General features: G+C 35.9%; 39 protein-coding genes. 3 read left to right on the forward strand and 36 right to left on the reverse strand.

Annotated features, from left to right (window positions below):
- Nucleotides 1-84 precede the first annotated feature (84 nt).
- The 34 genes from eno to rpsL form a co-directional block, all read right to left on the reverse strand.
- A complete protein-coding gene (gene eno / locus DVK85_RS02655) occupies nucleotides 85-1,377 on the reverse strand; it encodes a phosphopyruvate hydratase (protein WP_114676947.1) in 1,293 nt (430 codons plus the stop codon).
- 133 nt (nucleotides 1,378-1,510) lie between these two features.
- A complete protein-coding gene (carA, locus tag DVK85_RS02660) occupies nucleotides 1,511-2,617 on the reverse strand; it encodes a glutamine-hydrolyzing carbamoyl-phosphate synthase small subunit (RefSeq protein ID WP_114676948.1) in 1,107 nt (368 codons plus the stop codon).
- A 182-nt stretch (nucleotides 2,618-2,799) separates the two neighbouring features.
- Nucleotides 2,800-3,291, reverse strand: coding sequence for a 50S ribosomal protein L17 (rplQ, locus tag DVK85_RS02665; RefSeq protein ID WP_114676949.1), 492 nt, complete (start codon nucleotides 3,289-3,291; stop codon nucleotides 2,800-2,802).
- A 33-nt stretch (nucleotides 3,292-3,324) separates the two neighbouring features.
- Complete coding sequence (locus DVK85_RS02670) at nucleotides 3,325-4,317, reverse strand: DNA-directed RNA polymerase subunit alpha (RefSeq protein ID WP_114676950.1); 993 nt, start codon at nucleotides 4,315-4,317, stop codon at nucleotides 3,325-3,327.
- Nucleotides 4,318-4,337: 20 nt separating this feature from the next.
- A complete protein-coding gene (gene rpsD, locus DVK85_RS02675) occupies nucleotides 4,338-4,943 on the reverse strand; it encodes a 30S ribosomal protein S4 (RefSeq protein WP_114676951.1) in 606 nt (201 codons plus the stop codon).
- Nucleotides 4,944-5,034: 91 nt separating this feature from the next.
- The gene (gene rpsK / locus DVK85_RS02680) at nucleotides 5,035-5,418 is read right to left on the reverse strand and encodes a 30S ribosomal protein S11 (protein WP_114676952.1); all 384 of its coding nucleotides are present in this window, start codon (nucleotides 5,416-5,418) and stop codon (nucleotides 5,035-5,037) included.
- Between the two features lie 11 nt (nucleotides 5,419-5,429).
- Nucleotides 5,430-5,804 carry a 30S ribosomal protein S13 gene (gene rpsM / locus DVK85_RS02685; protein ID WP_114676953.1) on the reverse strand — a complete coding sequence of 125 codons (375 nt, stop codon included), beginning with the start codon at nucleotides 5,802-5,804 and terminating at the stop codon, nucleotides 5,430-5,432.
- Between the two features lie 2 nt (nucleotides 5,805-5,806).
- A complete protein-coding gene (gene ykgO, locus DVK85_RS02690; protein ID WP_114676954.1) occupies nucleotides 5,807-5,923 on the reverse strand; it encodes a type B 50S ribosomal protein L36 in 117 nt (38 codons plus the stop codon).
- A gap of 11 nt (nucleotides 5,924-5,934) precedes the next feature.
- Nucleotides 5,935-6,150 carry a translation initiation factor IF-1 gene (gene infA / locus DVK85_RS02695; protein ID WP_035129818.1) on the reverse strand — a complete coding sequence of 72 codons (216 nt, stop codon included), beginning with the start codon at nucleotides 6,148-6,150 and terminating at the stop codon, nucleotides 5,935-5,937.
- Nucleotides 6,151-6,157: 7 nt separating this feature from the next.
- Nucleotides 6,158-7,501, reverse strand: coding sequence for a preprotein translocase subunit SecY (secY, locus tag DVK85_RS02700; RefSeq protein WP_114676955.1), 1,344 nt, complete (start codon nucleotides 7,499-7,501; stop codon nucleotides 6,158-6,160).
- 11 nt (nucleotides 7,502-7,512) lie between these two features.
- Nucleotides 7,513-7,965, reverse strand: a complete 453-nt coding sequence (gene rplO, locus DVK85_RS02705) for a 50S ribosomal protein L15 (protein WP_114676956.1) — start codon at nucleotides 7,963-7,965, stop codon at nucleotides 7,513-7,515.
- 11 nt (nucleotides 7,966-7,976) lie between these two features.
- The gene (gene rpmD / locus DVK85_RS02710; protein WP_114676957.1) at nucleotides 7,977-8,159 is read right to left on the reverse strand and encodes a 50S ribosomal protein L30; all 183 of its coding nucleotides are present in this window, start codon (nucleotides 8,157-8,159) and stop codon (nucleotides 7,977-7,979) included.
- Nucleotides 8,160-8,171: 12 nt separating this feature from the next.
- A complete protein-coding gene (rpsE, locus tag DVK85_RS02715; RefSeq protein ID WP_114676958.1) occupies nucleotides 8,172-8,696 on the reverse strand; it encodes a 30S ribosomal protein S5 in 525 nt (174 codons plus the stop codon).
- Between the two features lie 6 nt (nucleotides 8,697-8,702).
- Entirely contained in the window at nucleotides 8,703-9,053 is a 351-nt protein-coding gene (gene rplR, locus DVK85_RS02720) for a 50S ribosomal protein L18 (RefSeq protein WP_114676959.1), read from the reverse strand.
- Nucleotides 9,054-9,064: 11 nt separating this feature from the next.
- A complete protein-coding gene (rplF, locus tag DVK85_RS02725) occupies nucleotides 9,065-9,607 on the reverse strand; it encodes a 50S ribosomal protein L6 (RefSeq protein ID WP_114676960.1) in 543 nt (180 codons plus the stop codon).
- An 18-nt stretch (nucleotides 9,608-9,625) separates the two neighbouring features.
- Nucleotides 9,626-10,024 (reverse strand): 30S ribosomal protein S8, encoded by a 399-nt coding sequence (gene rpsH / locus DVK85_RS02730; protein ID WP_114676961.1) that lies wholly within the window; start codon nucleotides 10,022-10,024, stop codon nucleotides 9,626-9,628.
- 22 nt (nucleotides 10,025-10,046) lie between these two features.
- Complete coding sequence (rpsN, locus tag DVK85_RS02735; protein WP_114676962.1) at nucleotides 10,047-10,316, reverse strand: 30S ribosomal protein S14; 270 nt, start codon at nucleotides 10,314-10,316, stop codon at nucleotides 10,047-10,049.
- A gap of 3 nt (nucleotides 10,317-10,319) precedes the next feature.
- Nucleotides 10,320-10,871 (reverse strand): 50S ribosomal protein L5, encoded by a 552-nt coding sequence (gene rplE / locus DVK85_RS02740; RefSeq protein WP_114676963.1) that lies wholly within the window; start codon nucleotides 10,869-10,871, stop codon nucleotides 10,320-10,322.
- Between the two features lie 2 nt (nucleotides 10,872-10,873).
- Nucleotides 10,874-11,188, reverse strand: a complete 315-nt coding sequence (gene rplX, locus DVK85_RS02745) for a 50S ribosomal protein L24 (RefSeq protein WP_114676964.1) — start codon at nucleotides 11,186-11,188, stop codon at nucleotides 10,874-10,876.
- Between the two features lie 11 nt (nucleotides 11,189-11,199).
- Nucleotides 11,200-11,568 (reverse strand): 50S ribosomal protein L14, encoded by a 369-nt coding sequence (rplN, locus tag DVK85_RS02750; RefSeq protein WP_114676965.1) that lies wholly within the window; start codon nucleotides 11,566-11,568, stop codon nucleotides 11,200-11,202.
- A gap of 2 nt (nucleotides 11,569-11,570) precedes the next feature.
- A complete protein-coding gene (gene rpsQ, locus DVK85_RS02755) occupies nucleotides 11,571-11,828 on the reverse strand; it encodes a 30S ribosomal protein S17 (protein ID WP_114676966.1) in 258 nt (85 codons plus the stop codon).
- A 19-nt stretch (nucleotides 11,829-11,847) separates the two neighbouring features.
- On the reverse strand, nucleotides 11,848-12,039 hold the full coding sequence (gene rpmC / locus DVK85_RS02760) for a 50S ribosomal protein L29 (RefSeq protein WP_114676967.1): 192 nt from the start codon (nucleotides 12,037-12,039) through the stop codon (nucleotides 11,848-11,850).
- A gap of 13 nt (nucleotides 12,040-12,052) precedes the next feature.
- Entirely contained in the window at nucleotides 12,053-12,472 is a 420-nt protein-coding gene (rplP, locus tag DVK85_RS02765; RefSeq protein WP_114676968.1) for a 50S ribosomal protein L16, read from the reverse strand.
- 19 nt (nucleotides 12,473-12,491) lie between these two features.
- Nucleotides 12,492-13,235 (reverse strand): 30S ribosomal protein S3, encoded by a 744-nt coding sequence (rpsC, locus tag DVK85_RS02770; RefSeq protein ID WP_114676969.1) that lies wholly within the window; start codon nucleotides 13,233-13,235, stop codon nucleotides 12,492-12,494.
- Between the two features lie 8 nt (nucleotides 13,236-13,243).
- The gene (gene rplV / locus DVK85_RS02775) at nucleotides 13,244-13,657 is read right to left on the reverse strand and encodes a 50S ribosomal protein L22 (RefSeq protein WP_114676970.1); all 414 of its coding nucleotides are present in this window, start codon (nucleotides 13,655-13,657) and stop codon (nucleotides 13,244-13,246) included.
- Nucleotides 13,658-13,666: 9 nt separating this feature from the next.
- Nucleotides 13,667-13,945, reverse strand: a complete 279-nt coding sequence (gene rpsS, locus DVK85_RS02780) for a 30S ribosomal protein S19 (RefSeq protein WP_020213638.1) — start codon at nucleotides 13,943-13,945, stop codon at nucleotides 13,667-13,669.
- A 10-nt stretch (nucleotides 13,946-13,955) separates the two neighbouring features.
- Nucleotides 13,956-14,780 (reverse strand): 50S ribosomal protein L2, encoded by an 825-nt coding sequence (gene rplB, locus DVK85_RS02785; RefSeq protein WP_114676971.1) that lies wholly within the window; start codon nucleotides 14,778-14,780, stop codon nucleotides 13,956-13,958.
- A 6-nt stretch (nucleotides 14,781-14,786) separates the two neighbouring features.
- Nucleotides 14,787-15,077, reverse strand: a complete 291-nt coding sequence (rplW, locus tag DVK85_RS02790; RefSeq protein ID WP_114676972.1) for a 50S ribosomal protein L23 — start codon at nucleotides 15,075-15,077, stop codon at nucleotides 14,787-14,789.
- 7 nt (nucleotides 15,078-15,084) lie between these two features.
- Nucleotides 15,085-15,714, reverse strand: coding sequence for a 50S ribosomal protein L4 (rplD, locus tag DVK85_RS02795; protein WP_114676973.1), 630 nt, complete (start codon nucleotides 15,712-15,714; stop codon nucleotides 15,085-15,087).
- Nucleotides 15,714-16,331 (reverse strand): 50S ribosomal protein L3, encoded by a 618-nt coding sequence (rplC, locus tag DVK85_RS02800; protein WP_114676974.1) that lies wholly within the window; start codon nucleotides 16,329-16,331, stop codon nucleotides 15,714-15,716. The genes rplD and rplC overlap by 1 nt, the downstream gene beginning before the upstream one ends.
- A 114-nt stretch (nucleotides 16,332-16,445) precedes the next feature.
- The gene (rpsJ, locus tag DVK85_RS02805) at nucleotides 16,446-16,751 is read right to left on the reverse strand and encodes a 30S ribosomal protein S10 (RefSeq protein WP_114676975.1); all 306 of its coding nucleotides are present in this window, start codon (nucleotides 16,749-16,751) and stop codon (nucleotides 16,446-16,448) included.
- An 18-nt stretch (nucleotides 16,752-16,769) separates the two neighbouring features.
- Complete coding sequence (gene fusA / locus DVK85_RS02810) at nucleotides 16,770-18,893, reverse strand: elongation factor G (RefSeq protein WP_114676976.1); 2,124 nt, start codon at nucleotides 18,891-18,893, stop codon at nucleotides 16,770-16,772.
- A 30-nt stretch (nucleotides 18,894-18,923) separates the two neighbouring features.
- Nucleotides 18,924-19,400: a 30S ribosomal protein S7 gene (gene rpsG, locus DVK85_RS02815; RefSeq protein WP_114676977.1), complete on the reverse strand. Its 477-nt coding sequence runs from the start codon at nucleotides 19,398-19,400 to the stop codon at nucleotides 18,924-18,926.
- 26 nt (nucleotides 19,401-19,426) lie between these two features.
- Nucleotides 19,427-19,807: a 30S ribosomal protein S12 gene (rpsL, locus tag DVK85_RS02820; protein WP_114678964.1), complete on the reverse strand. Its 381-nt coding sequence runs from the start codon at nucleotides 19,805-19,807 to the stop codon at nucleotides 19,427-19,429.
- Nucleotides 19,808-20,022: 215 nt separating this feature from the next.
- Between rpsL and DVK85_RS02825 the strand changes: the two genes are divergently transcribed.
- Together DVK85_RS02825 and rlmB are read left to right on the forward strand one after the other, a co-directional pair.
- Nucleotides 20,023-21,657 carry a BamA/TamA family outer membrane protein gene (locus tag DVK85_RS02825; protein ID WP_240339559.1) on the forward strand — a complete coding sequence of 545 codons (1,635 nt, stop codon included), beginning with the start codon at nucleotides 20,023-20,025 and terminating at the stop codon, nucleotides 21,655-21,657.
- Between the two features lie 54 nt (nucleotides 21,658-21,711).
- Nucleotides 21,712-22,446 carry a 23S rRNA (guanosine(2251)-2'-O)-methyltransferase RlmB gene (gene rlmB / locus DVK85_RS02830; protein WP_114676979.1) on the forward strand — a complete coding sequence of 245 codons (735 nt, stop codon included), beginning with the start codon at nucleotides 21,712-21,714 and terminating at the stop codon, nucleotides 22,444-22,446.
- A gap of 16 nt (nucleotides 22,447-22,462) precedes the next feature.
- Here the strand turns inward: rlmB and DVK85_RS02835 are convergent, their stop codons facing one another.
- Nucleotides 22,463-23,254 carry a rhomboid family intramembrane serine protease gene (locus DVK85_RS02835; RefSeq protein WP_114676980.1) on the reverse strand — a complete coding sequence of 264 codons (792 nt, stop codon included), beginning with the start codon at nucleotides 23,252-23,254 and terminating at the stop codon, nucleotides 22,463-22,465.
- A 94-nt stretch (nucleotides 23,255-23,348) separates the two neighbouring features.
- Between DVK85_RS02835 and DVK85_RS02840 the strand changes: the two genes are divergently transcribed.
- Complete coding sequence (locus DVK85_RS02840; protein WP_114676981.1) at nucleotides 23,349-24,626, forward strand: replication-associated recombination protein A; 1,278 nt, start codon at nucleotides 23,349-23,351, stop codon at nucleotides 24,624-24,626.
- 10 nt (nucleotides 24,627-24,636) lie between these two features.
- On the opposite strand, the gene DVK85_RS02845 is transcribed toward DVK85_RS02840, so the two are convergent.
- Nucleotides 24,637-25,344: a hypothetical protein gene (locus tag DVK85_RS02845; RefSeq protein WP_127960542.1), complete on the reverse strand. Its 708-nt coding sequence runs from the start codon at nucleotides 25,342-25,344 to the stop codon at nucleotides 24,637-24,639.

Here is a 25,344-nt window from a genome sequence, read left to right on the forward strand (position 1 = left end):
TACTCTTTATCGCTATAATTTCTTATAAAATAAAACTGCCCGCTTATAGCGGGCAGTTTATATTTGATACTAAAAAACTAGTAATTACTTCACTTTAAAAGCATTTTCACCTGGAAAGTAAGCTACATCACCAAGTTCTTCTTCAATTCTTAATAACTGATTGTATTTTGCCATACGGTCGCTACGTGAAGCCGAACCTGTTTTTATTTGCCCGCAGTTTAGTGCCACAGCAAGATCAGCAATTGTATTATCTTCTGTCTCTCCCGAACGGTGAGACATCACAGATGTATAACCCGCATTATGCGCCATGTTTACTGCTGCAATAGTCTCGGTAAGTGTACCTATTTGGTTTACCTTAATCAATATAGAGTTAGCAGTATCATTAGCAATACCTTTACTTAAACGATCTACGTTAGTAACAAATAAATCATCACCTACTAGCTGTATTTTATCACCTACAAGTTCTGTTAGGTATTTCCAACCATCCCAGTCATTCTCATCCATACCATCCTCAATAGAAACTATAGGATATTTAGTAGTAAGCTCTGCAAGATATTCTGCCTGCTCTTTAGATGTTCTTACCACACCTTTATCGCCTTCAAATTTAGTATAGTCATATTTACCATCTACATAAAACTCTGCCGAAGCACAGTCAAGAGCAATTTTTACTTCTTCACCAAATTTATATCCTGCATTTTCAACAGCTTTCTTGATAGTATCAAGAGCATCTTCTGTGCCACCTGCAAGGTTTGGTGCAAAACCACCTTCATCGCCTACTGCAGTACTAAGGTTACGGTCATGCAATACTTTTTTAAGGTTATGAAAAACCTCTGTACCTATTTGCATAGCGTGCGTAAAGTTTTGCGCTTTTACAGGCATAATCATAAATTCTTGGAAAGCAATAGGAGCATCTGAATGCGAACCACCGTTGATGATATTCATCATTGGTACAGGCAACGTGTTAGCCGAAACTCCACCTACATATCTATATAATGGCATTCCAAGCTCATTAGCAGCAGCTTTTGCTACAGCAAGCGATACACCTAAAATAGCATTAGCGCCAAGTTTCGATTTATTAGGAGTCCCATCAAGTTCAATCATCATTTTATCTATAGCATTTTGCTCGAATACTGATGTACCAATAATCTCGCTAGCAATAGTAGTATTCACATTTTCTATAGCTTTAGATACGCCTTTGCCCATATAGGCTTTACCACCATCACGAAGCTCTACAGCTTCATGTTCTCCCGTAGAAGCTCCAGAAGGCACAGCAGCTCTTCCAAGCACTCCATTTTCTGTAATAACATCTACTTCAATTGTAGGGTTTCCGCGCGAATCTAATATTTGTCTTGCATGTACTTGAATAATGATACTCATGATTTTGATTTTATTAATTTTGGGTTGATTTTATTACGTAATAAACAAATTTAAATATTTTAAAACATCAAATTCGCTTATTTACAAAAACTTATAAACGCAAACGTTATAGAAAACAATCTTTCTATATATTTTATTTAGCTGCCTCAATATTAGCTATGAATGTATCAAAAAGATAGGTAGCATCATGAGGACCAGGGCTTGCTTCGGGGTGATATTGTACCGAAAAACAATTTTTACTCTTCATGCGCATTCCCGCAACAGTACCATCATTCACATGCTCATGAGTAATTTCAAAATCAGGGTTATTTTCTAAATCTTCACGTACAACTGCAAAGCCATGATTTTGTGATGTAATTTCACCTTCACCTGTTAGTATATTTCTCACTGGGTGATTTATCCCTCTGTGCCCGTTAAACATTTTATAAGTACCTATACCATTAGCAAGTGCTAATACTTGATGCCCAAGACATATACCAAAAACAGGTTTATTATTTTCTATTATTTTTTTAGCCGTTTCTTGAGCCACTACAAGCGGAGCGGGATCGCCAGGACCATTAGACAAAAAGTAACCATCTGGGTTAAAACCTTTCATATCTTCATAACTAGCATTATATGGAAATACTTTTATGTAACAATCTCTAGCAACTAAATTGCGTAGTATATTATTCTTAATACCAAGATCGAGAGCAGATATTTTATATTTAGCATCAGGATTACCGACAAAGTAAGGTTCTTTAGTAGATACTTTAGACGATAATTCTAGACCTTTCATATTTGGCACTTCTGAAAGTTGTTTACGCAACTCTTCTATAGATGTACCATCCGTCGAGATAGCAGCATTCATAGCACCGTTATCACGAATATAGCTTACTAATGCTCTAGTATCAACATCAGAAATAGCGACAAGATTTTGATTGTCGAAATATTCTTTAAGTCCTTTAGAAGAATTTACTCTAGAATGGTTAAAGCTAAAATTTTTACATACAAGACCCGAAATCATTATGTTATCTGCCTCAACCTCTTCATCATTGGTACCATAGTTACCAATATGCGCATTAGAAGCAACCATAATTTGCCCAAAGTATGATGGATCTGTAAAAATCTCCTGATAACCAGTCATACCCGTATTAAAACATACTTCGCCAAAAACTGTTCCCTCTATACCTATAGATTTTCCATAAAATATAGTGCCGTCTGCCAAAAGAAGTATGGCCTTATCTCTGTTAGAATATTTCATTTGTGTAGTTTGTTGTTGTGTTGCGTGCAAATTTACTTTAAAAAATTGTTTTACTAAAAACGTTTGGCACAATTTGCATATACCATGCCATAAAGATATACCAAAACAGTATATTCAAAAAAAAGGATAAACTATACAGTTTATCCTTTTTTAATATTATAGAAAAATCACTTGTTTCATGATTATTCAGTAGCTTCTTTGTTTTCTTCTGTGTCAGCTGCAGGAGCAGTTGTTTCAGGAGCATCATCCGCTTTTTTAGAAGCTCTACTACGACGTGTAGTTTTCTTAGCTTCTTTTTTAGTAGCGTTATATAGTTCATTAAAATCTACAAGTTCAATCATTGCCATATCCGCGTTGTCACCAAGACGGTTACCAAGCTTAATAATACGAGTATATCCACCTGGACGATCGCCTACTTTTGCAGATACTTCTCTGAAAAGTTCAGTAACAGCATACTTATTTCTAAGGTATCCAAAAACGATACGTCTGTTATGAGTAGTATCTTCTTTAGATTTTGTAATCAAAGGCTCAACAAATTGCTTCAATGCTTTCGCTTTAGCAACAGTAGTGTTGATGCGCTTGTGCTCTATAAGTGAGCAAGCCATATTAGCAAGCATAGATTTCCTATGCCCTCTTTGCCTGCCTAGATGATTAAATTTTTTTCCGTGTCTCATTGCTATCTGTAATGTGAATCCTTACGATTCAGATTATTCTTTATCTAATTTATATTTCGTTAAATCCATCCCGAAGTGTAAACTCTTAGCTGCAACAAGCTCATCAAGCTCAGTCAGTGACTTTTTACCAAAGTTACGGAACTTCATTAAATCATTTTTATTGAACGATACTAAGTCTCCTAATGTATCAACTTCAGCCGCTTTCAAACAATTTAATGCTCTTACAGAAAGATCCATATCTACAAGCTTAGTCTTAAGAAGTTGTCTCATATGTAACGACTCTTCGTCATAAGATTCTGTTTGTGCTATTTCATCGGCCTCAAGTGTTATCCTTTCATCAGAGAACAGCATAAAGTGGTGAATAAGTGTCTTTGCTGCCTCAGTAAGTGCATCTTTAGGATGAATAGAACCATCAGTAATGATTTCAAAAACTAATTTTTCATAATCAGTTTTTTGCTCTACACGAAAGTTTTCTATTGTATACTTTACATTCTTTACTGGTGTGTAAATAGAATCTGTAAAAATAGTTCCTATTGCTGCATTTTGCTTTTTATTCTCCTCTGCCGGTACATATCCCCTACCTTTTTCAATAGTAAGTTCCATGTTTAGGTTTATACCGCTGTCCATGTTACAGATAACAAGATCAGGGTTTAAAACCTGAAAACCTGAAATAAACTTCTGGAAATCGCCTGCTGTAAGCTGATCTTTTCCAGTATAAGAAATAGTAACAGATTCGTTATCTACATCTTCTATTTGACGTTTAAAACGAACTTGTTTTAAATTCAGGATCATTTCTGTAACATCTTCAACTACCCCGGGAATTGTGGAGAATTCATGTTCTACTCCTTCAATACGTACTGAAGTAATTGCATAACCTTCTAATGAAGAAAGCAAAACTCTTCTAAGTGCGTTACCAACAGTCAATCCATATCCAGGCTCCAATGGGCGAAATTCGAATTTCCCCACGAAATCTGTAGAATCGATCATTATAACTTTATCGGGCTTTTGAAAATTAAATATTGCCATATTACGACTAATGTCAATTATTATTTGTTATACAACTCAACGATTAGTTGTTCTTTGATGTTTTCAGGAATTTGAATCCTGGCAGGTACTGAAACAAAAGTACCCTCTTTTATATCGTTATTCCAAGTAATCCACTCATATACATGTGCAGAATTAGATAAAGAACGCTCGATAGCTTCAAGAGATTTAGATTTTTCGCGTACTGCTACTTTGTCTCCAGCTTTTAAATGGTAAGAAGGTATATTTACCAATTCTCCATTTACAGTTACATGTCTGTGAGATACAATTTGTCTTGCAGCTCTTCTTGAAGGTGCAATACCCATTCTGTAAACAACATTATCAAGTCTTGACTCACAAAGTTGTAAAAGCACTTCACCTGTTACTCCTTTGGTAGCAGATGCTTTTTCAAATAAGTTTCTGAATTGTTTTTCAAGAATACCATAAGAGTATTTTGCTTTTTGCTTCTCCATAAGCTGGATAGCATATTCAGATTTTTTACCTCTACGCTTAGCGTTACCATGTTGTCCTGGTGGGTAATTTCTTTTTTCGAAAGACTTATCGTCTCCGAAAATTGCCTCGCCAAATTTACGGGCAATTTTAGTTTTTGGACCAGTATATCTTGCCATTTCTAAAAATTAATAAACAGGGGATTATGAATTCAGGTCATATCCTCCGATAATCCTTTAAATCCTGTTTGTGGTTATACTATAAAATAAATTAAACTCTTCTTCTCTTAGGAGGACGACAACCATTGTGTGGTAACGGAGTTACATCGATAATCTCAGTAACTTCAATTCCTCCATTATGTAAAGACCTGATGGCAGATTCTCTTCCATTCCCTGGTCCTTTAACGTAAACTTTAACTTTCTTAAGTCCAGCCTCGATAGCAACTTTACTACAATCTTCGGCAGCCATTTGAGCAGCATACGGAGTATTCTTTTTAGAACCTCTAAAGCCCATTTTTCCGGCAGAAGACCAAGAAATAACTTCACCTTTCTTATTAGTCAAAGAAATAATGATATTATTAAAAGTTGCAGATACGTGAGCTTCGCCAGTTGATTCTACAACAACTTTACGTTTTTTTGTATTCGCTTTAGCCATACTACTACTTATTATTTAGTTGCTTTTTTCTTGTTGGCAACAGTTTTTCTCTTACCTTTTCTAGTTCTGGAATTATTCTTAGTGCGTTGTCCTCTTAAAGGAAGACCTGCTCTATGACGAATACCTCTGTAACATCCGATATCCATTAAACGTTTAATGTTTAAAGATATTTCTGAACGTAACTCACCTTCAATCTTGAAGTAAGAAACTGCTTCACGGATGGCACTGATTTCATCATCATTCCATTCCTGTACTTTTTTATCTTCGCTAACTTGAGCTTTTTCTAAAATCTCTGTAGCTCTGCTTTTACCAATACCAAAGATATATGTTAAAGCAATGATTCCTCTCTTGTTTTTAGGTACATCTACCCCTGCAATTCTCGCCATAATTATCCTTGTCTTTGTTTAAATCTAGGATTCTTTTTGTTAATAACGTATAATCTGCCTTTTCTGCGTACTATAACACAGTCGGCACTTCTTTTCTTTACTGATGCTCTTACTTTCATTTTAATAGCTTTTAATATCTATAAGTAATTCTTGCTTTGGATAAATCGTAAGGGCTCATTTCAAGTTTTACTTTATCACCAGGTAATAATTTAATATAATGCATACGCATCTTTCCTGAAATATGAGCTATAACTACGTGTCCATTTTCTAATTCAACACGAAACATTGCATTGGACAATGCCTCAATGATTGATCCGTCTTGTTCTATTGCTGCTTGTTTTGCCATAAAACTATTAAGCTACTGCTTTTCTATTTTTACCACTTTTCATTAAACCATCATAATGCTTGTTAAGCAAGTATGAATTTATTTGCTGAATAGTATCGATTGCAACCCCAACCATAATTAATAACGATGTTCCGCCATAAAACAAAGCCCATTGTGATTGTACCCCAAAACTAACCGCTATAGCTGGTAAAATAGCTATGATAGCAAGAAATAGAGAACCAGGGAATGTTATTAATGACATGATTTTATCTAAATAATCTCCAGTTTCTACACCTGGTCTAATACCTGGTATAAAACCTCCACTTCGTTTAAGGTCATCGGCCATTTTATTGGTCGGTACTGTAATTGCGGTGTAAAAGTACGTAAAAATTATAATTAATAACGCAAAAACAACATTGTAGGCTAAACCGAACACATTTTGAAACTGTGCTGTGATTGTTTGAGCCGTATCAGACTTAGATAAACCTGCTAATGCAGCAGGAATAAACATAATAGCCTGAGCAAATATTATTGGCATAACTCCCGAAGCATTAAGCTTTAAAGGTATCCATTGCCTGTTGCCCCCCATTAGGTCTTGCTCATAATCACCGCTAGTTGTACGCCTTGCATACTGTACCGGAATTCTTCGAACAGCCATAATAAGTAATATACAAACAATTATAACCAGTAGCCATGCAACAACTTCTAGTACCAAAATTAATGGACCACCATTGTTATTTGTTACTACAGTAGTAAACTCTTGTATAAAAGCTTGAGGCATTCTTGCAATAATACCCACCAAAATTAATAGTGATATACCATTACCAATACCTTTGTCTGTAATCTTTTCACCAAGCCACATAGCAAATATTGTACCTGTGGTAAGTATTACTACTGATGAGAAAAGGAATGGAAACGAATCAGACGGTAGCAAGAACGCTTCGCTAGGAAGTGTATTGTATAGGTTATAGATATAACCAGGACCTTGTACCAACGTAATAAGTATAGTTAACCAACGGGTAATCTGATTTATTTTCTTGGTACCACTTTCGCCCTCTTTTTGTAATTTTTGCAGGTAAGGTATCGCAATACCCATAAGCTGAACTACAATCGAAGCTGAAATGTATGGCATAATACCCAATGCAAATACAGATGCCTGCGAAAACGCACCACCTGTAAATACATCAATAAGCCAACCAATACCTTGTTCAGTCTGATCTGATAAATTATTTAATTTTGTAGCATCAATACCTGGCAATGTAACATGTGCACCAAAACGGTACACAAGTAACAATCCCAAAGTAACTAAAATTCTGTTTTTTAGTTCCTCTATTTTCCAGACATTGAGAAACGCTTCGAAAAATTTCTTCATTGTTATAAAGATTATAATGTTACAGCTTCGCCACCTGCAGCTTCGATAGCCGCTTTAGCTGTTGCTGTAAATTTGTGAGCAGTTACTTTTAGTTTTGCCTTAAGCTCTCCTCTTCCCAAAATCTTTACCATTTCATTCTTAGTAGCCAAACGATTTTCTACCATTACTGTAAAATCTACAGTATCAGTAACAACACCATTGTCTACAAGAGCTTGAAGCGTGTCAAGGTTAATTCCAGCATATTCCTTACGGTTTATGTTTTTGAAACCAAACTTAGGCACACGTCTTTGTAAAGGCATTTGTCCACCTTCAAAACCAATTTTCTTAGAGTAACCTGAACGTGATTTAGCACCTTTGTGCCCACGTGTAGAAGTACCACCCTTACCGGATCCTTCGCCTCTACCTACTCTTTTGTTTTTACTTTGAACTGAACCTTCAGCCGGTTGTAAGTTACTTAAATCCATTACTGTATTTGTTATTTAGTTTCCTCTACAGAAACTAAGTGTTTAACTTTGTTTACCATTCCAAGGATAGAAGGAGTCGCATCATGCTCAACAACCTGCCCCATTTTACGAAGTCCCAAAGACTCTAAAGTAAGCTTCTGGGTTTGAGGACAGTTGATTTTACTCTTAACTTGTTTTACTTTTATTTTTCCCATTATTTCCTTGAATTAACCTTTAAATACTTTCTCTAAAGAAATACCTCTTTGTTTTGCAACACTTACAGCACTTCTCATTTGAAGTAAAGCATCAAAAGTAGCTTTAACAACATTGTGAGGATTCGATGAACCCTGCGATTTTGATAATACATCGTGAATACCTACTGACTCAAGAACCGAACGAACAGCACCACCGGCAATAACACCTGTACCATGAGAAGCAGGCATTAGTAGCACACGTGCACCACCAAATTTACCTTTTTGCTCATGAGGAACAGATTGACCAGAAAGTGGTATTCTTACCAAGTTCTTTTTAGCGTCTTCTACTGCTTTTGCAATAGCTTCAGATACATCTTTAGATTTACCAAGACCATGGCCAACAACGCCATTCTCATCTCCTACTACTACAATAGCAGAGAAACCGAAAGCCCTACCACCCTTGGTAACTTTAGTAACACGATTTACACTTACCAAACGATCTTTAAGTTCAAGTCCGCTTGGTTTTACAAGTTCTACGTTTTTATAATTATGATACATAATTTCTTAGAATTTAAGTCCAGCTGTTCTTGCGCCTTCAGCTAATGATTTAACACGTCCGTGATAAAGGTATCCTCCTCTGTCAAAAGAGACAGTATCAACACCTGCTTCGATAGCTTTCTCAGCAACAAGTTTTCCAACAGCTGCAGCAGTTTCTATATTAGTCCCTTTTGCGATAGCTTTATCTCTAGAAGAAGCAGCCAGCAAAGTTACACCATTTTCGTCATCTATGAGCTGTGCATAGATTTCTTTATTACTTCTGAAAACAGAAAGTCTTGGTCTAGCAGCAGTTCCGCTTACAATCTTTCTGATTCTGAACTTAATTCTTTGTCTTCTTTCAGATTTGTTTAATGACATAGTCTTAATTTTTAAGCTGATTTACCTGCTTTTCTTCTTAATACTTCACCCACAAATTTAACTCCTTTTCCTTTGTATGGCTCAGGCTTACGGAACGAACGGATTTTTGCCGCTATTTGTCCTACAAGCTGTTTGTCATGAGAAGTTAACTTCACTATAGGGTTTTTACCTTTTTCTGATACAGTTTCTACAGTAACTTCAGGAACAACCTCAAGAACTATATTGTGAGAGAATCCTAATGCTAGATCAAGTTTCTGCCCTTGGTTAGAAGCTCTGTAACCAACTCCTACCAACTCAAGTTGTTTAGTAAATCCTTCGGAAACACCAATAACCATATTATTTATCAAAGACCTGTATAAGCCATGCTTAGAACGCATTTCTTTATGATCAGATGATCTCTCTACAAGAACCTGCCCATCTTCAACTTTTATAGAAACATCTACAAAGTGTTGCTTAAGCTCTCCTTTTTTACCTTTTACTGTAACAACATCACCGTTAACTTCTACAGTTACACCGGCTGGTATTGTTACTGGATTTTTACCTATTCTTGACATCGTATAAAGTCTTTTATATTAGTATACGTAACAGATTACTTCACCACCAACATTTTGTTGCTTTGCCTGTTTTCCTGTCATCAAACCTTTTGATGTAGATACTATGGCAATACCTAATCCGTTAAGGATTCTTGGTAGGCTAGTTGAACCTGCATATTTACGTAAACCTGGTTTACTAATTCTCTGGATATCTTTAATTACAGACTCTTTAGTTTCTTTATCATACTTAAGAGCTATTTTGATTGTACCCTGTACAGAGCTATCATCAAACTTGTAACTTAAAATATATCCTTGATCAAATAAAATCTTTGTGATTTCTTTTTTCAGGTTAGATGCAGGAATCTCTACCACTTTATGGTTTGCTCTTACTGCATTTCTAACTCTGGTCAAAAAATCTGCTATAGGATCTGTGTACATTTTTTTTCCTTTTAAAACTTAATTACCAACTTGACTTTTTAACTCCTGGTATCAATCCATTATTAGCCATTTCACGGAATGTTACACGTGAAATACCGAATTGACGCATATACCCTCTTGGCCTACCTGTAAGTTTGCAACGATTGTGTAAACGTACTGGTGAAGCATTTTTAGGAAGTTTTTGTAAACCTTCATAATCTCCAGCTTCTAATAAAGCTTTCCTTTTTTCAGCATACTTAGCTACCATTGCCTCTCTTTTAGCCTCACGGGCTTTCATTGATTCTTTAGCCATATCTTAATTCTTTTTAAAAGGTAATCCTAATTCTCCTAATAATGATTTCGCTTCTTTATCCGTTTCTGCAGAAGTTACAAATGTAATATCTAAACCTGATATTTTGTTTACTTTATCAATATCAATTTCTGGGAAAATGATTTGCTCAGTAACACCTAGGTTATAATTACCTCTACCGTCAAAACCTGTAGCCTTAATTCCGCCAAAATCCCTTACACGTGGTAATGCAGATGTAATCAACCTATCAAGGAATTCATACATTCTTTCTCCACGAAGTGTAACTTTAGCACCAATTGGCATACCTTTTCTAAGTTTGAAAGACGCAACGTCTTTTTTAGAAATAGTAGAAATAGCCTTTTGTCCAGTTATTTTTGTAAGCTCATCTACTGCATAATCAATCAATTTCTTGTCTGACACAGCAGCTCCGACTCCACGGCTTAAAACGATTTTTTCAAGTTTAGGAACCATCATTACGTTTTTATAGCCAAACTCTTCCGTAAGAGCAGGTATTACCCTCTCTTTATATTCACTCTTTAATCTTGGTATATAAGTCATCACTATAATACTTGATTAGATTTTTTTGAAAATCTCACTTTCTTATCTCCTTCTACTCTAACACCAGTTCTTGTAGCCTCTTTAGTACTAGGATCTACAATTGCAAGGTTAGAAATATGAATTGGAGCTTCTTTCTTAACAATGCCTCCTTGAGGGTTTTTAGCGCTTGGCTTAGTGTGTTTAGACACCATATTTATTCCCTCAACTACTGCTTTGTTTTTTTCACGAAGTACACGAAGCACTTTACCTTCAGAACCTTTGTCCTCTCCAGCAATTACTTTAACTGTGTCTCCTGTTTTTATCTTTAGCTTTATCATTTTTCAATCAATTAAAGCACCTCTGGTGCCAATGATACAATTTTCATGAATTGTTTTTCACGAAGCTCTCTTGCTACAGGACCAAAAACACGAGTTCCCCTCATTTCACCAGTAGCATTTAACAATACGCAAGCGTTATCATCAAATCTAATGTATGAACCATCGGCTCTTCTCACTTCTTTTTTGGTACGTACAACAACTGCAGTAGATACAGTACCTTTTTTAACGTTACCGTTAGGTGTTGTATCTTTTATAGAAACTACAATTTTATCTCCAACAGAGGCATAACGACGTTTCGTTCCTCCTAATACACGGATAGTTAAAACTTCTTTAGCTCCCGTGTTATCTGCTACTTTTAATCTGGATTCCTGTTGTACCATAATTACTTCGCTCTTTCAATGATTTCTACTAATCTCCAACATTTAGATTTACTTAAAGGACGTGTTTCCATGATCCTTACAGTATCTCCAATGTTACAGTCGTTTGTTTCGTCGTGTGCAACATATTTCTTTGTTTTCAACACGAACTTACCGTATAATGGGTGTTTTACTTTTCTTGTTTCAGACACAACTATGGATTTTACCATTTTGTTGCTAGTAACAACACCTACTCGCTCTTTTCTTAATTTTCTTTTTTCCATCTTTTCAGCTAGACTACAATTATTGCAATTCGCGTTTGCTTAACTCAGTGGCTACTCTCGCAATAGACCTTCTTACAGTTCTAATCTGTAATGGGTTTTCGATAGGAGATATAGCATGAGCTGATTTTAGATCGGCATATGTCTTTCTTAATTCACCAAGTTTACCTTGTAACTCAGCTGCAGATAGATCTTTAATTTCTGATTGTTTCATAATAAATGTTTAATTATGCTTCAAAATCTCTGGCAACAATAAACTTAGTTTTCACAGGAAGTTTTTGTGCAGCTAGACGTAAAGCTTCTTTTGCTACCGCCATTGGCACCCCTCCTACTTCAAACATAATTCTACCCGGTTTAACAACGGCAGCCCAATATTCAACTGCACCTTTACCTTTACCCATACGTACCTCAAGAGGTTTTTTGGTAATAGGTTTATCCGGGAAAATTTTAATCCACAATTGACCTTCTCTTTTCATAAAACGAGTTGCCGCAATACGGGCTGCCTCGATTTGACGAGAGGTAATAAAAGATGAATCTAAAGATTTTATACCAAACATTCCATTAGAAAGTTCGTGTCCTCTTTGAGACAGTCCCTTCATTCTACCTTTTTGTACCTTACGGTATTTTGTTCTTTTAGGCTGTAACATTTTTCTTTAGTTTAAATAATTACTTTCTTTTGCGTTGGTTTGGTCTTCCGCCCGGTCCACCTGAATTAGGTCTTCCTTGAGATCCTGAAGATTTGGATTGTTTTTTATCCATACCTACTAACGGAGAAAGATCTCTCTTACCGTAAACTTCACCTTTCATGATCCACACTTTGATTCCCATTCTACCATAAGTAGTATGAGCTTCTACAAGTGCATAATCAATATCAGCTCTGAAAGTTGATAGAGGAACCCTACCTTCTTTGAACATTTCAGAACGTGCCATTTCAGCTCCGTTCAAACGACCTGAGATTAAAATTTTGATACCCTCTGCATTCATACGCATAGCGGCAGCAATTGCCATCTTGATAGCTCTCCTGTAAGAGATTCTGCTTTCAATCTGACGAGCAACGCTTGCACCTACAAGGTGAGCATCAATTTCAGGTCTTTTAATTTCAAAGATGTTGATTTGAACCTCTTTGTCAGTAATTTTCTTAAGTTCTTCTTTTAACTTGTCTACCTCTTGTCCACCTTTACCGATAATAATACCAGGACGGGCAGTAGTGATAGTAACGGTTACAAGTTTAAGCGTTCTCTCGATTATTACTTTAGATACACTCGCTTTTGCTAAACGGGCATGGATGTACTTTCTGATTTTATGATCTTCGGCAAGTTTGTCACCGTAATCATTTCCACCATACCAGTTGGAGTCCCATCCCCTGATGATACCAAGGCGATTCCCTATTGGATTTGTCTTTTGTCCCATACTGTTTATTAATTGCTTTGTGTATTATTGTTAATAGCTCCAAGCACGATTGTAACGTGATTAGAACGTTTTCTTATTCTATGAGCACGACCTTGTGGTGCTGGTCTAAGTCTCTTTAGCATAGCTCCACCGTCAACTCTAATCTCTTTTATAAAAAGACCAGCTTCTTCAAGATTACCCTCGCTATTTTTTTGTTGCCAGTTATTAATAGCTGATAACAAAAGTTTTTCTAATTTGCGAGAAGCCTCTTTACTATTGAATTTTAATATATTAAGAGCCAATTCTACCTTTTTACCTCTTACCAAATCTGCAACTATGCGCATTTTTCGGGGCGAAGTTGGGCAGTTATTAAGCTTGGCAAATGCTACTTGCCTGTTAGCTTCTTTTATCTGCTCTGCTCTTTCTCTTTTACGAACTCCCATAGCTTCTTATTATTTTTTACCTTTATTTTTAGCACCAGCGTGACCTCTAAAAGAGCGCGTTGGTGAAAATTCTCCTAGTTTATGACCTACCATATTCTCTGTAACGTAAACTGGAACGAATTGACGTCCGTTATGTACCGCTATAGTCTGCCCAACAAAATCAGGTGTAATCATAGAAGCTCTAGACCAAGTCTTAACAACTCCTTTATTACCCTTTTCTATATTTTCCTGAACTTTCTTCTCTAACTTATAGTGAACGAAAGGTCCTTTCTTTAATGAACGTGCCATATCTTACTTATTATTTCTTTCTACGTTCTACGATATACTTATTACTCGGGTTAACTTTAGAACGAGTCCTGTAACCTTTTGCCGGAAGTCCTTTTCTAGAACGTGGGTGACCTCCTGAAGAGCGTCCTTCACCACCACCCATTGGGTGATCTACCGGGTTCATTGCTACTGGTCTTGTTCTTGGCCTTCTACCTAACCATCTTGATCTACCTGCTTTACCAGAAACAACCAATTGATGATCTGAGTTAGAAACCGCACCAATAGTAGCCATACAAGTTAAAAGGATTAACCTTGTTTCTCCTGAAGGCATTTTAATTGTTGCATATTTTCCATCTCTCGCCATTAACTGAGCAAAAGTACCAGCACTACGAGCTATAACAGCACCTTGACCTGGACGTAGCTCAATACAAGATATAACAGTTCCTAGAGGAATTTTACTTAAAGGCATTGCATTACCAATTTCTGGCACAGCATCCTCTCCTGAAACTACAGTTTGACCTACTTGTAAGCCGTTTTGAGCGACTATGTAAGCTTTTTCTCCATCAGCGTAATACAATAACGAAATAAACGCTGAACGGTTTGGATCGTACTCGATAGTTTTAACCACAGCAGGAATACCTACTTTGGTTCTTTTAAAATCTATTATACGATACCTTTGTTTGTGACCACCGCCTGTGTAACGCATGGTCATTTTCCCTTGACTATTTCTACCGCCTGAGTTTTTTTTCGGTGCGATCAAAGAACGCTCCGGCTTATCAGTTGTAATAGTGTCAAAGCTATTAACAACTCTAAAACGCTGACCCGGGGTAATAGGTTTTAATTTTCTTACTGACATTTTATCTTAGATATTGTTGTAAAAATCTATTGTTTCTCCTTCTTGTACTTGTACAACTGCTTTTTTATAAGCATTTGTCTTTCCTGATATTAAACCACTCTTAGTGTATTTAACCGATCTATCAGCCCTGTAATTCATTGTATTTACATTAACAACAGAAACCCCATAAGCAGCCTCAACAGCATTTTTTATTTGGATTTTGTTAGCTTTTTTGTTTACAATAAAACCAAAACGGTTAAAAATCTCTCCGTCTTTAGTTATTTTTTCAGTGATGATAGGCTTAATTATAATGCTCATATCGCTATTATTTGCTTAAATTTTCTACAATCTGCCCTAATGAAGCCTCTGTTAAAACTAAAGTATTCGCATGAATAACTGCGTAAGTATTTAATTCTGAGTGAGTTATAACACTAGTGCTTTTTAAATTGCGTGACGACAAATATACGTTTTTATTTGTATCACCCAACACAAATAAAGATTTTTTATTATCTAACCCTAAAGCATTCAAAACATTAATGAAATTTTTAGTGTTTGGTACATCAAAATTAAATTCTTCTACAACAACTAAGTTTGAATCTTTGGCTTTTAATGCTAACGCCGATTTTCTTGCAAGACGCTTAAGATTTTTATTAAGCTTAAAAGAGTAGCTTCTTGGTCTAGGGCCAAAAATAGTACCACCACCTTTAAACAAAGGATTTTTAATACTACCCGCACGAGCAGTACCTGTACCTTTTTGTTTCTTTATCTTACGTGTACTTCCTGTTACTTCTGCTCTTTCTTTAGCCTTATGCGTACCCTGCCTTTGGTTAGCAAGGTATTGCTTAACATCAAGGTAAACAGCGTGCTTGTTAGGCTCAATTGCGAATACTGATTCAGAAAGGGTTACCGTTCTGCCAGTTTCTTTTCCGTTGATATCTAATACTTTTACTTCCATTACTTCTGAATGATTACATACGAGTTCTTATGTCCTGGCACAGCACCCTTAACAACAATAAGGTTTTTTTCTGCCACAACTTTTAAAACTGTAAGGTTTTGTACTGTTACATTTTCTCCACCCATTCTTCCTGCCATACGCATACCTTTAAATACCCTTGATGGATATGATGATGCACCAACAGAACCAGGAGCTCTCAATCGGTTATGCTGACCGTGTGTTGCTTGACCAACACCGCCAAAACCATGACGTTTTACAACACCTTGGAAACCTTTACCTTTAGATACTCCTTGCACATCTACAAATTCGCCCTCACTGAACAAATCTACAGTTAGAACATCTCCTAAGTTATGTTCTTCTTCAAAATACTTGAATTCAACGACTTTTCTTTTACCAGAAGTTCCTGCTTTTTTAAAGTGACCTGCGGCCGCTTTTACTACATGTTTTTCTGATTTGTCATCGAAACCAAGTTGTAACGCTTTATACCCGTCAACCTCATTGGTTCTGACTTGGGTAACGACACAAGGACCTGCTTCGATTACTGTACACGGTATGTTTTTACCGTTTTCGTCGAAAATACTGGTCATGCCGATTTTTCTTCCAATTAACCCAGACATATTAAACTAATTATTAATTACTATTTATTAAAAACTCTTTATAGAATAAGATATAAAAGTTGAGTATTGAGACATTACTCAATACTCAACTTATAAAAATCAATTCTTTTATAATTATACCTTAATCTCAACTTCTACACCACTAGGAAGCTCTAATTTCATTAGCGCGTCGATAGTTTTAGAAGAAGAACTATAGATATCAAGAAGCCTTTTGTAAGAACTAACTTCAAACTGCTCTCTAGATTTTTTATTTACGTGCGGAGAACGCAGTACTGTAAAAATCTTTTTGTTTGTAGGTAAAGGAATAGGACCTGTAACAACAGCACCTGTGCTCTTTACCGTTTTAACGATCTTCTCTGCAGATTTATCTACAAGACTATGATCGTATGATTTTAATTTTATTCTGATTTTCTGACTCATTTTCTTTAAGATTAATCGTTAATCGTTGCCTTTAGCTTTCTTGATTACTTCTTCTGATATGTTTGAAGGCGTCTCAGCATAGTGAGAAAACTCCATTGTAGATGTTGCTCTACCAGAAGATAGTGTTCTCAATGTAGTTACATAACCAAACATTTCTGATAAAGGAACATTTGCTTTAATGGTTTTAGCACCAGCTCTGTCACCCATATCACTAACTTGACCTCTTCTTCTATTAAGGTCACCAACGATATCTCCCATGTTTTCTTCAGGAGTGATAACTTCAATTTTCATTATAGGCTCAAGGATAACAGCACCAGCAGCACGACCAGATTCTTTATAACCTAATTTTGCAGCCAACTCAAAAGATAATGCATCTGAATCCACAGGGTGGAAAGATCCATCTTTAAGAGTTACTTTCAAGCTATCAACTTCATAACCTGCAAGAGGTCCTGCTTTCATAGCCATTTTAAATCCTTTCTCTACAGATGGTACATATTCTTTAGGAACGTTACCACCTTTTACTTCGTTAATAAACTGAAGACCAACAACACCTTCGTCTGCTGGACCAATGTTGAAAACGATATCTGCAAATTTACCACGACCACCAGATTGTTTCTTATAAACTTCTCTGTGCTGTGCATCTTTAGTAAATGCTTCTTTATATTCAACTTGAGGCTCACCTTGGTTAACTTCAACTTTAAACTCACGTCTCATTCTATCAATAAGGATGTCTAGGTGAAGCTCACCCATTCCTGATATAATAGTTTGACCTGAAGCCTCATCTGTTTTAACTTGGAATGTTGGATCTTCTTCTGCAAGTTTAGCCAAAGCCATACCCATTTTATCAACGTCAGCTTTAGTTTTAGGTTCAATAGCGATACCAATTACTGGATCTGGAAAATCCATACTCTCCAATACTATTGGATTTTTTTCATTACACAGTGTATCTCCAGTTTTAATATCCTTAAATCCTACTGCCGCACCAATATCTCCTGCCTCAATATATTCAATTGGATTTTGCTTGTTAGCATGCATCTGGTAGATACGAGAAATACGCTCTTTGTTACCTGAACGTGTATTCAATACATAAGAACCAGCATCAAGCCTACCTGAATAAGCTCTAAAGAATGCTAAACGACCAACAAAAGGGTCAGTAGCAATTTTAAATGCTAAAGCGGCAAAAGGCGCTTTAGGATCTGGCTTACGTAATTCTTCTTCTTCTGTATCTGGGTTAACACCTACAATACCTTCTTTATCCATTGGAGATGGAAGGTATTTACAAACTGCATCCAGCATAAACTGAACACCTTTATTTTTAAACGCTGAACCACATATCATTGGTATGATAGACATATCAATAGTAGCTTTTCTCAAAGCAACATTAATCTCTTCCTCAGTAATAGAATCTTCATCCTCAAAGAATTTCTCCATAAGAGTTTCATCATAATCAGCAACCGCTTCTATAAGAGCAGCTCTGTATTCATGAACCTCTTCCTTCATATCTTCAGGAATAGGAATAATATCAAATGTAGCACCTTGAGTTTCATCATGCCATATAATAGCCTGATTTTTTACTAAATCTACAATACCTTTAAAATCATTTTCTTCACCAATTGGCAAAGTGATTGCAACTGCATTAGATTTTAGCATATCTCTTACTTGCTGACAAACAGCAAGGAAGTTAGACCCTTGACGGTCCATTTTATTCACAAAGCCCATACGAGGCACTTTATAATTATCAGCCAGCCTCCAGTTTGTTTCAGATTGTGGCTCAACACCATCAACTGCACTAAACAAGAAAACAAGACCATCAAGAACCCTTAACGAACGATTTACTTCAACAGTAAAATCAACGTGTCCAGGAGTATCAATAATATTAAAGTGATAAGGAAGCGTTTCTGGAAGCGGCTTACCTTGTTCTGTTGGGAAATTCCAAGTACAAGTAGTAGCAGCAGATGTAATTGTAATACCTCTTTCTTGCTCTTGCGCCATCCAGTCCATTGTTGCAGCACCATCGTGCACCTCACCAATTTTGTGCGATTTACCAGTATAAAAAAGAACACGCTCTGTTGTTGTTGTTTTACCAGCATCAATATGAGCAGCAATTCCTATGTTTCTAGTATATTTTAAATCTCTAGCCATTATTTCTTAAAAATTTATCTTTTTTATAAATTAAAATCTAAAGTGAGAGAACGCTTTATTTGCTTCAGCCATTTTATGAGTATCCATTCTCTTTTTAACAGCAGCACCTTCTTCTTTAGCCGCAGCTAAAATTTCTGATGCTAATCTTTGAGCCATAGATTTCTCATTTCTTTTTCTTGCATAAAGTATTAACCACTTCATAGCCGTTGAGATTTTCCTGTCTGGACGAATCTGCATTGGTATCTGAAAAGTAGCTCCACCTACTCTACGACTTCTTACCTCTACATGAGGCATAACATTAGTTAATGCGTCTTTCCACATTTCTAATGCTGTTTTTTCTTCATCTTGTTTCTTAGTCTCTACGATGTCAATTGCATCATAAAACACTTTAAAAGCAGTAGATTTCTTACCATCCCACATTAAGTTATTCACAAAACGCGTTACCAGCTGATCGTTAAATCTTGGATCTGGTAAAAGAGGTCTTTTTTTAGCCTGTCTTTTTCTCATGTCTTTTCTTTAAAACTCTTTAAAAATTACTTTTTGTCTTTAGGTCGTTTAGCACCATATTTAGATCTTCTCTGTAACCTCCCGCTTACGCCGGCAGTATCTAGAGCACCACGTACAATGTGGTATCTAACACCTGGTAAATCTTTAACCCTTCCACCCCTAACTAATACTATCGAGTGCTCTTGTAGGTTATGTCCTTCTCCTGGTATGTAAGCATTCACTTCATTACCATTTGTCAAACGAACCCTTGCAACTTTACGCATTGCAGAATTCGGTTTCTTAGGTGTAGTCGTGTAAACACGCGTACATACACCCCTTCTTTGAGGACAAGAATCTAACGCAGCCGATTTACTCTTCTTAGTCATCTGGGTTCTCCCTGTTCTTACTAATTGTTGAATTGTAGGCATAATTACTTTTAAAAATTTCTTATAATTAAAAATTCCCGCTTTTTTCGGGGTTGCAAATGTAGAAATTATAATTAACAAAACAAATCTTAACCCATTAATTTTCAAACGAATTGTCAACATAAAGTGCTGTTTATATTTTTTCAGGTTTTTTTACGTTATTTTTACCGACAACATTTTTTGCATTGAAAAAACTCCCCTTTATATTTTTACTTTTTATGCTTTGCTTTTCGGTAAAAGCACAAAACCTTTATTTAAAAGTGGAGGGTAATACCGTTAACGAAACTAAAATCATCGACTCTATATCTTATAATAAGGTTCATAAAAATGCTAAATCAATATTAGAAGAAACCGCACTGTTATCTAAAACCTTATTAACAGCTGGTTATCTAGAAAATAAAGAAGCCTCCTATCGCAAGGTAAATGACTCCGTTTTTAATCATACTTTTTCTATAGGAAATAAAACAAACACTATACATATATATACAGGTAAGCTATCTGATTTTCATAAACAGCTTTTAAACATAACTAAAGACACTATTAGCCTACCCATAGCCGAAACCGAAAGCTTCATGAACAGTAATATGGCTTTATTAGAAAAGAAAGGATACTCTTTAAGCAACTTACAACTTATAGATCTCGAGAAGAAAGACCAGGTTTTAAATGCTTCACTTACAATTGTAATAGAAAAAAAACGAACACTTGATGGGCTTGTACTAGAAGGGTACAAAAAATTCCCCGAAGGGATACGTCGTAATATATTGAGAAAGTATAAAGGCAAAATTTTTAATCAGGAAAACCTACAGCGACTGCATAATGATTTTAATGCTATACGCTTTGTAAATCAAATTAAATACCCCGAGATATTATTTAAAGAAGACACTACTAAGGTATATGTATATTTAGAGAAAGCCAAACCAAACACCTTTGATGGATATATAGGCTTTTCTAACGATCAAGATGAAGGCAATGTTCGCTTTAACGGCTACTTAGACCTATTACTTATTAATGTATTAAACACCGGAGAGCGATTTAACCTGTACTGGAAAAACAATGGCGACGAACAAACCACTTTTAATACATCTTTAGAGTTACCTTACATTTTTAAAAGCCCGATAGGTATAAAAGCGAGTCTGAATATTTTTAAACAAGATAGTACTTTTCAAACGACCGTTACCGACTTAAATATTGGATATTACTTTAATTATAACTCTCGTGCTTATTTAGGTTACAAACAAACAGAGTCTGTAGATATACAAAACATAGACAATAGTACACTTAGTGATTACTCGAGCACATTCTACACCTCTACCTATGAATATACTGGTTATAGTTTTGATGATTTTCTATTTCCTGAAAAAACATCTGTTTTACTAAAAGGTGGTTTTGGCACAAGAGACACTAAAACAACTAACACAAACCAATACTTTATACAAACTGATATTTCGCATAATCTCTATCTTAATAAGCGTAATATTATAAACCTAAAGAATGAGACCTTTTACCTTAATAGCAAATCTTATATAATTAATGAGCTTTTCCGCTTTGGTGGCATTAACTCTATAAGGGGTTTTAACGAAAACAGCCTACAGGCAAGTTTATACACTGCTTTAATGGCAGAGTATAGGTATATACTATCGCCTAACCTATATATATACTCTATTACTGACTATGGGTATTTTCAGGATAAAACATCGGGACTTAATGACAATTTGCTGGGATTAGGTTTTGGTTTCGGACTACTAACAAATAATGGATTATTTAATATAATATATGCTAACGGTAGCACTAAAGATGCTCCTATAAAATTATCTAATTCTATAGTGCATATTAGTTTTAAAACACGCTTTTAACGAAATAGTGTAATAGGGTATAAAAAGCACTAGCCAAATCACTATATTTGCCGTATGGAAAAAGAGCACCAAATATTCGGGATAAGAGCCATTATAGAGGCTATACAGGCAGGTAAAGAAATAGATAAAGTTTTTATACAAAAAGAAACACAGGGCGACCTAATGCGCGACCTGATGAAGGTGCTAAAGCGTAATAGCATTAACTTTAGCTATGTACCTGTTGAAAAACTAAACCGACTAACACACAACAACCATCAAGGTGCTGTGGCGACTATTGCTCCTATAAAATTTCATGACCTTGAAACACTTGTAGAACAGGTTATGGAAAGCGGTAAAACTCCTCTTTTCCTTATATTAGATCAACTATCTGATGCACGCAACTTTGGTGCAATAATACGTACTGCAGAGTGTACTGGTGTAGATGGTATTATTGTTCAAAAACAAGGTTCGGCACCTGTAAATGGTGATACCGTAAAAACATCGGCTGGAGCTGTGTTTAATGTACCCATTTGTAAAGTAGAACATATTAAAGATGCTATTTTCCACCTGCAAGGGTCAGGAATAAAAACAATTGCTGCTACAGAGAAAACCGAAGACACGATTTATGACATATCCTTTAAAGAGCCATTGGCAATTATAATGGGATCTGAAGATAGAGGTATTAACCCATCGGTGCTTAAAATAGTAGACGAAAAAGTAAAACTACCTATGTTTGGCACTATACAGTCATTAAATGTATCAGTAGCTTGTGGTGCTTTCTTATATGAAGCAGTACGACAAAGAAGGTAAATTTTTGGTATAACAATTAGATTTCCGCACCTTCATTATCCTCTTCTTTACTATTTTTAGTATAAGTATATACAATAGATACTCTAGGCATTGTAGATGAAGTAGGCTGTATGCTTTCTTCTTCGGGTTCAGGCTCGGGTGGTGGCGGATTTACAAAATTACCGTTCTCGTCAAATCGTTTCATAAAGGGGTCATCCTCTGGGTTGAAATTTGGCTTTTGCCAATCATACACTATAGGTTTTTGATAATCGGGAGCATCATACAATCGAGAAAATATAAAACCTGTAATAAGTCCTGCCAAATGTCCTTCCCATGATATACCTTTATCTATATCTGGGAAAACATACCATATCATACCGCCATATAACATTATTATAGTAAGTGATAATGCTACCAAACGGTAATAGCCTGTTTGTATCCCTTTAAAAAACATAAAACTTACCAATACATATATAAGCCCGCTTGCCCCTATATGGTAGGACTCTCTACCAATGAGCCATGTTATAGCTCCTGACAGTAAAATACCATAGCCAATAACCTGTAAAGCGTGTCTCCTATAAAAGAAACGTAATGCAGCAATGAGCACTAATAAGGGTATAGAATTATTATATAAGTGTTCTAAACTACCATGTATAAAAGGACTAAAGAGTACACCTCTAAGTCCTTTAAATGTTCTTGGGTAAACACCGTACTGTGCAAAGTTTACAGGAAATTTTATATCAATCCAGTATATTATCCATAGAAACACTACAAAATATAGTGGCCAAGCTAATACAGAGGGAGAAAATTTAAAGCGATTATCATTCACGGTATAAAGATTATATCAAGTGTAATAATAACTTGTCAAGAATTTAACCACTTTTTATATCGTGCAATTTTGTCATAATGATTAATTTTACATCATGGAAGCACCATTAGCAGAACGCATACGTCCGCAACATTTATCAGAATATATTAGCCAACAACATTTGGTAGGACCGCAAGGTTCGTTAACTCACCAAATAGCAAAGGGCATTATTCCCTCACTACTCCTTTGGGGACCTCCCGGAACAGGAAAAACGACCCTAGCACAAATTATGGCACAAGAGTCAAAACGACCCTTTTATGTGCTGAGTGCTATAAACTCTGGTGTAAAAGAAGTGCGGGAGGTTATTGAGAAGGCAAAGCAAAGTGGTGGACTGTTTACTGCTAAGAATCCTATACTATTTATAGATGAGATTCATCGCTTTAGCAAATCGCAACAGGATTCACTACTAGCAGCCGTTGAAAAAGGTTGGGTAACGCTTATAGGTGCTACTACCGAAAATCCAAGTTTTGAAGTTATCCCTGCTTTATTGTCAAGATGTCAGGTTTACGTACTAAATCCATTTTCACGCGAAGACTTAGAGACTTTATTGCACCGTGCAATGGAAAAGGATGAAGTTTTAAAGCAAAAAAATATCATACTAAAAGAAACAGAAGCACTATTAAGGCTATCTGGTGGCGATGGTAGAAAGTTGCTTAATGTTTTTGAGTTAGTGATAAACGCTACTGAGGGTGACACTATCGAAATTACCAATGAACGGGTAATGCAACTAGCACAAAAAAACACGGTGTTGTATGATAAAACAGGTGAACAACACTATGATATTATATCGGCTTTTATAAAATCGATGCGAGGTAGTGACCCTAATGGCGCAGTATATTGGTTAGCACGCATGATAGAAGGTGGCGAAGACTTAAAGTTTATAGCGCGCCGTATGCTAATACTAGCAAGTGAAGACATTGGTAATGCCAACCCAACGGCGCTTATTATGGCAAACAATGCTTTTCAGGCAGTGTCGACTATTGGATATCCCGAATCAAGAATTATATTAAGTCAGTGCGCAGTATACCTTGCTACTTCTCCAAAAAGTAACGCAAGCTATATGGCGATAAACAAAGCGCAACAAATAGTAAAACAAACAGGTGACTTACCCATACCACTGCACCTGCGCAATGCTCCTACTAAGTTAATGAAAGAACTAGGCTATGGCGATGAGTATAAATACTCTCATGATTATGCGAATAACTTTGCTGAGCAAGAGTTTTTGCCCGATGAGATAAGTAATACTAAGTTTTATGACCCTGGTAGTAACAGTCGAGAAAACAGCACGCGCGATTTCTTAAAAAACAGATGGAAAGATAAGTATGGATATTAAAAGTTACTTTTTAGAACTTTATATTCAGTTTTTCTATTATCAACTCATTATCTTGATAATACTCAAAAAACCAATTGCCATCATCTTTTAAAATCATTCCGTTTTTACCTTCGGTAATACCTATATAATAGTCGGGGTGTGATGTTTTATACATCTTCAAGACTACCTTTGGTGCACTATCTACTAATTGATAACCATTTTTTATAGGCTGTGCAAAGAGTGTAGATTCATCAACATTGGCATCTGTTTTAAATTCAGCAGTATTAGTAGCTACCTTTGCTTGAGTGTTTCCGTTATAATCATACACCATAGTATCTACCCAACGTGATGCTTCACGCAGTGCCTCATAATATGCTCTTTGAATTTCTTTTTCTTTACTAACTCCTTTTTCTGTAGCAAACAATACTTTTCCCGAACAGTCTTTAACAGTAATAGTTAATTCGGTTTTAAACATACTCGACTCCTCCTGCACATTTGCATACAATAATTTACATCTATCAAAAGCCAAATTTTCAGGAAGTATATCGCTAGATAAAAACACGGTAAAACCTTTCTTTTCAAAAATTCCCTTCGTAAGCTGATTCAGGTTATATTCACCTGTCGCTTTTTGAAATTCAAATCTTTCAGGTACAATCATGTACTTATAATCGCTTAGTTTTTTTTGTGAAAAAGCCGAAAATGTTAGTAAAAGGCAAAACAACACTATGATTCTGTTCAT

Source organism: Flavobacterium arcticum, assembly GCF_003344925.1.
GTDB classification, from domain to species: domain Bacteria; phylum Bacteroidota; class Bacteroidia; order Flavobacteriales; family Flavobacteriaceae; genus Flavobacterium; species Flavobacterium arcticum.